The organism is Paracoccus sp. 22332 (assembly GCF_052045125.1).
GTDB lineage: Bacteria > Pseudomonadota > Alphaproteobacteria > Rhodobacterales > Rhodobacteraceae > Paracoccus > Paracoccus haematequi_A.
The window spans coordinates 1-4,565 of record NZ_JBQEOI010000088.1 but is presented as its reverse complement, the minus strand read 5'-3'; the positions used below and the strand labels follow the sequence as shown (position 1 = coordinate 4,565).

The 4,565-nt window shown below is 62.7% G+C and carries 6 protein-coding genes and 1 pseudogene; 2 read left to right on the top strand and 5 right to left on the bottom strand.

Features of this window, described 5'->3' with window-relative positions; genetic code table 11:
• Window positions 1-908, top strand: a pseudogene (istA, locus tag ACTJI6_RS23575) (IS21 family transposase); the annotation flags it as partial.
• A 97-nt stretch (window positions 909-1,005) separates the two neighbouring features.
• Here istA and ACTJI6_RS23570 read toward each other — a convergent pair.
• The 4 genes from ACTJI6_RS23570 to ACTJI6_RS23555 are packed head-to-tail and all read right to left on the bottom strand — an operon-like array spanning window position 1,006 to window position 2,427.
• A complete protein-coding gene (locus tag ACTJI6_RS23570) occupies window positions 1,006-1,563 on the bottom strand; it encodes an alpha/beta fold hydrolase (RefSeq protein WP_440804167.1) in 558 nt (185 codons plus the stop codon).
• Entirely contained in the window at window positions 1,524-1,706 is a 183-nt protein-coding gene (locus ACTJI6_RS23565) for a hypothetical protein (protein ID WP_440804165.1), read from the bottom strand. The genes ACTJI6_RS23570 and ACTJI6_RS23565 overlap by 40 nt, the downstream gene beginning before the upstream one ends.
• Window positions 1,703-2,176 carry an AzlC family ABC transporter permease gene (locus ACTJI6_RS23560; protein WP_440803979.1) on the bottom strand — a complete coding sequence of 158 codons (474 nt, stop codon included), beginning with the start codon at window positions 2,174-2,176 and terminating at the stop codon, window positions 1,703-1,705. The genes ACTJI6_RS23565 and ACTJI6_RS23560 overlap by 4 nt, the downstream gene beginning before the upstream one ends.
• Window positions 2,137-2,427: an AzlC family ABC transporter permease gene (locus tag ACTJI6_RS23555; protein ID WP_440803976.1), complete on the bottom strand. Its 291-nt coding sequence runs from the start codon at window positions 2,425-2,427 to the stop codon at window positions 2,137-2,139. Before ACTJI6_RS23555 ends, ACTJI6_RS23560 begins: the two co-directional genes overlap by 40 nt.
• A gap of 126 nt (window positions 2,428-2,553) precedes the next feature.
• On the opposite strand from ACTJI6_RS23555, the gene ACTJI6_RS23550 reads away from it, so the two are divergent.
• A complete protein-coding gene (locus ACTJI6_RS23550; protein ID WP_440803974.1) occupies window positions 2,554-3,018 on the top strand; it encodes an Lrp/AsnC family transcriptional regulator in 465 nt (154 codons plus the stop codon).
• Window positions 3,019-3,468: 450 nt separating this feature from the next.
• On the opposite strand, the gene ACTJI6_RS23545 is transcribed toward ACTJI6_RS23550, so the two are convergent.
• Window positions 3,469-4,545 (bottom strand): ABC transporter substrate-binding protein, encoded by a 1,077-nt coding sequence (locus ACTJI6_RS23545; protein ID WP_440803972.1) that lies wholly within the window; start codon window positions 4,543-4,545, stop codon window positions 3,469-3,471.
• Between the last annotated feature and the right edge of the window lie 20 nt (window positions 4,546-4,565).

Sequence of the window (4,565 nt, the reverse complement as noted above, 5' to 3'; positions counted from 1 at the left end):
AGGGCTGGCTTGAGGCGGATCGCTCCATGCCGCGGAAGCAGCGGCACACGGCGAAGCGGGTGTTCGACAGGCTGCGTGACGAATGCGGGTTCACCGGCGGCTACACGATCATCAAGGATTACATCCGGGAGCGGGAACGGCGGGGCCAGGAAGTGTTTGTGCCGCTGGCGCATCCTCCGGGCCATGCGCAGGCCGACTTCGGCGAGGCGATGGTCAGAATTGGCGGTGTCGAGCAAAAGGCGCATTTCTTTGTTTTGGATCTGCCGCACAGCGACGCCTGTTACGTCCGCGCCTATCCGGCGGCTGTGGCCGAGGCTTGGGTGGACGGCCACATCCACGCCTTTGCCTTCTTTGGGGCAGTGCCGCAGTCGATCGTCTATGACAATGACCGGTGTCTGGTGGCGAAGATCCTGCCCGATGGCACCCGCAAGCGGGCCGTCCTGTTCAGCGGCTTCCTGTCGCATTACCTGATCCGGGACCGCTACGGCCGTCCTGGCAAAGGGAACGACAAGGGGAATGTCGAGGGCTTGGTGGGCTATTGCCGCCGCAACTTCATGGTGCCGCTTCCCGAGTTCACGAGCTGGGAGGCATTCAACCTTCGGCTGGAGGAGCAATGCCGCAAGCGCCAGCACGATGTCCTGCGCGGCGAAAGCGAAACGATCGGCGAGCGGTTGCAACGGGATCTGGCTGCCATGCGCCCCCTCCCGGTCGCGCCCTTTGATGCCTGCGACCAGGACAGTGGCCGCGTCTCGTCCCAATGTCTGGTGCGCTACAAGACCAACGACTACTCGGTGCCGGTTGCCTTCGGCCATCAGGATGTCTGGATCCGGGCCTATGTCCACGACGTGGTGATCGGCTGCCGGGGCGAGGTCATTGCCCGCCATACGAAGATGGTGATCAGGGCACAGAACAAGGCGAACAATCGAGATGTCATGTGCTGTGCGCTCCAACCAAGGCAGGCTTGAGAACGCCTGCAATCAACATCCCGCCCCTGCCGAGCCTCCTTCAGCGCACCGGCAGTTCTATCTGACGAGAAATTTCCCCCTCGGGTCCTCTCCCGACCTCCGCCAGGAAGCCGCTGATGATCTGTGCCAGGTCCTGAGGACATTCGCGGTGGATCACATGGCCCGTGCCCGGCAGCATATGCATCTGCCGTGATGGACCATCCGCGATCCGCTCAGGATGTGCCTTCGAGCCATACTCGTCCTTCTCGCCATGGATCGCGAGCACCGGACAGGTGACCCGCGGCAGCGCACGAGCCAGTGACCAATCGGCAAAGCCGGGCGCCAGCCATGTCTCGGTCCAGGCATCGACGACCCAGCGGGCCTTCTCGCCATGATACCGGGCAAGGCGCTGCAGGGCAGTCGGATCGGAGAAGGCGCGCCGCGCGTCCTCGATGCCGGCGCGTGTCCGGCCCTCGACAAAGGCCTGGGCCGCGATGGTGACGGCAGCCACCACGAGTTCGGCATGCTGCGCGGCGGTTTCGATCACCATGCCGCCGCCGATGCTGTGGCCGCAGGCAATCACGCGCTGTAGGTCGAGAGCGCTGCAGAGATACGGCACGATCCATTCGGCTTCCTCGGCGATGAGATCGAGGGAAGGCGGCTCACGGTCCGGTCGCGCAGCAGGAGATAGCCGTCGATCCGGGTCAGATAGGTGACTAACGCCATCATCAGGATGGTGAGGATCACAAGAGGGTCGATCATTGCGGCCTTGCCAGCAGATATGCGGCGATCACACCGGACAGGGCTCCGGCCGGCACATACCACGCCCCCGGAAGCGCCAGATACACCAGAGCCGCGCAGACAAGGCTCACGAGCCAGGGCAGCGCGGCGCGCGTGCCCTTCCACATCCCGGCCAGCATGACGAGGAACACGGCAGGGAAAGCCATGTCGAAGCCGAAGCGGGTGGCATCCCCCAGCACCGGTCCGATCACGGCGCCCGCGGCAGTTGCCGCAATCCAGGTGAGATAGAGCGCAAGGGAAAGCCCGAGATAGTATCCGAGATCGAGCTGTCCGCCGCGGCGTTGGGCGTCCGCCAACCCCATTGCCCAGGACTCGTCGCACATCAGGAACAGCGCCGGCAGGACCGTGCGCCGCGGCAGGTGGCGCACCATTGGGGCAAGAGCCATGCCCATCAGCAGATGCCGGCTGTTGACCAGGAACGTGATGGCCACGAGAGCGCGACCTGAGGCGGCGACGTCCACATGGCGATGGCCGCGAACTCGGACCCGCCCCCGAAGTTCAGCCCGGTCAGCAGGGGAACCTCAACTGCCGACAGCCCTTTCTGGGTGGCCTGGGCACCGAGGACGAGCCCGAAGGGCAGGAACCCGAGCAGCACCGGCACGGCATCCCGCAGTCCGCGCATAGCCCCAGCAGGGGAGGGATATTCAGTCGGTGGCACAAAGGCCAGGTCGCTGTCCGCCATGGGCATCACCTTGGTTGTCTCGCGCCTTTGAATAGCCTATTGCCCGTGGCATTTGTCGCCTTTCTTGCTGATATTCTCTGTGGTCTTGGACTATGATTCTGCTGCAGGAATAATGATTAGAATCCTATGCCAGCTGAACTCGACCGCATCGACCGCGCGATCCTGAACGCTCTCCAGGAGGACGGCCGCCTGCCGAACAACGACTTGGCGGAACGGGTGGGCCTCTCGCCCTCTTCCTGTCTCCGGCGCGTGCGTCTTCTGGAGCAGCGCGGCGTCATCACCCGCTATGTCGCGCTGATCGATCCTGCTGAGGTCGGCATGGGCATGACGTTCTTCGCCCGTGTTTGGCTGACCGGCCAGGACGAGGACACCGTGAACAGCTTTGTCGATGCGGTGAAGTCACTCCCGCAGGTCGTCGAATGCCACCTGATGGCAGGCGATTGCGACTTCCTGCTGCGCGTGGTGGGCGCAGACATCGACGCCTACCGGCGGTTCCAGGCAGAGCATCTGGGCCGGATCAAGGGCGTCCAGAGCATCAAGACCGAGATCCCCATGCAGAAGGTCAAGCAGACCACCGCCATTCCGGTCTAGAAGATGCCTTGAGTGCGTCACACTTCGTCAGCTGTCCGCAGAGCAGCCGCTTGGCGGTGCCGTTACCGCTATACTCGGAGAGCAAATGAAGTGTCCGTTAGACCATCCCCTTTCGGACATCAAAGATGAAACCGCGATCTTGTGGATAACAGTATTTGCGCGAGTTTAGATCACCACTCGCCGCAGTGACCCGCCTTACTTGCGGCTATACTGCTGACACAGACATGGCGGATTGCCACCGAGGATTTCTCGGCACTGCGCTGGCGCACGATCGATTGAAGGGAACCGGCTTCTTCCAGAACCTTAACATCATCGCCGACTCGGACGATCCACATGATCTATTCAAGATTCTGACTCGGGCGAGGACCTTATCCACCGGGGTATAGCGCGAGGGCGAAGCACTCTGACAAGATCGCGCAAGGCTCACCCCTTGCGCGATTTGTCCTGCCGTCAGCTTGCCGAGAGCCAGGCGTTGAAGCGCTCTGTCAACTCGGACTCGTGATCGACCCAGAAGTCATAGGACGACGCGAGTGCGTTCTTCATGTTGTCTGGGTTTGTCGGCATGTTCGGGGCCATCTCGGTTTTGCCGTCCTGGTAAAGACCGACCAATGGCGCCGACGATTTGCGGGCCGGGCCATAGCTGATCCACTTCGCCTGATCGGCCAGCCGCTGCGTGCCGGTGGCAAAGGCGATGTATTCCAGTGCCGCGTCCTTGTTGGGCGCGCCTTTGGGTATGGCGAACAGGTTGTATTCATAAACCTGCCCGTCCCAGACCATGTCGAAGGGGCGGCCCTCCGACACGGCGGCGTTGAAGATCCGGCCATTATAGGCGGTGGACAGCACCACCTCGCCGTCGGCCAGAAGCTGTGGCGCCTGCGCCCCGGTTTCCCACCAGACCACGTCATCCTTAATCGTGTCCAGCTTGGCGAAGGCACGGTCCACACCCTCGGGCGTGGACAGCAGGTCGTAGACCTGATCCGCCGGAACGCCGTCGCCCATCAGCGCCATCTCCAGCAGCGCCTTGGGCGCCTTCTTCAGGCCGCGCTTGCCGGGAAACTTCGCCGTGTCGAAGAAATCGACGATGGTCGTGGGCGGGCTGTCCGGAAAGCGGGTGCGGTCATAGGCATAAACGGTCGAGAAGACGATCGATCCCACGGCGCAATCGCTGAGACCCTGAGGCAGAAAGTCGTCGGTCGCTGGGGTGCCGTCCGGGGCAGGGGGCAGAATAGCGGAGTCGATCTCCTCCAGCAGACCTTCATCGCACAGGCGGATGGCATCGGCATATTCGATGTCCACCACGTCGACGGTGACATTCCCGGCCTCGACCTGCGCCTTGATCGGGATGGCCGGATTGTCGCTGTCGACCGATACGACGGTAATGCCGGTATCGGCGGTGAAGGGCTTTTGATAGGCCTCGACCTGGCTCTGGCTGTAGGTGCCGCCCCAGGACATGACAGTGATCTGTTCCGCCATGCCGGCGGACGCGATTAGAACAAGGGCAGTGCCGAGGATGAGAGACGTCTTCATGATGCTTCCCGTGCTGGATG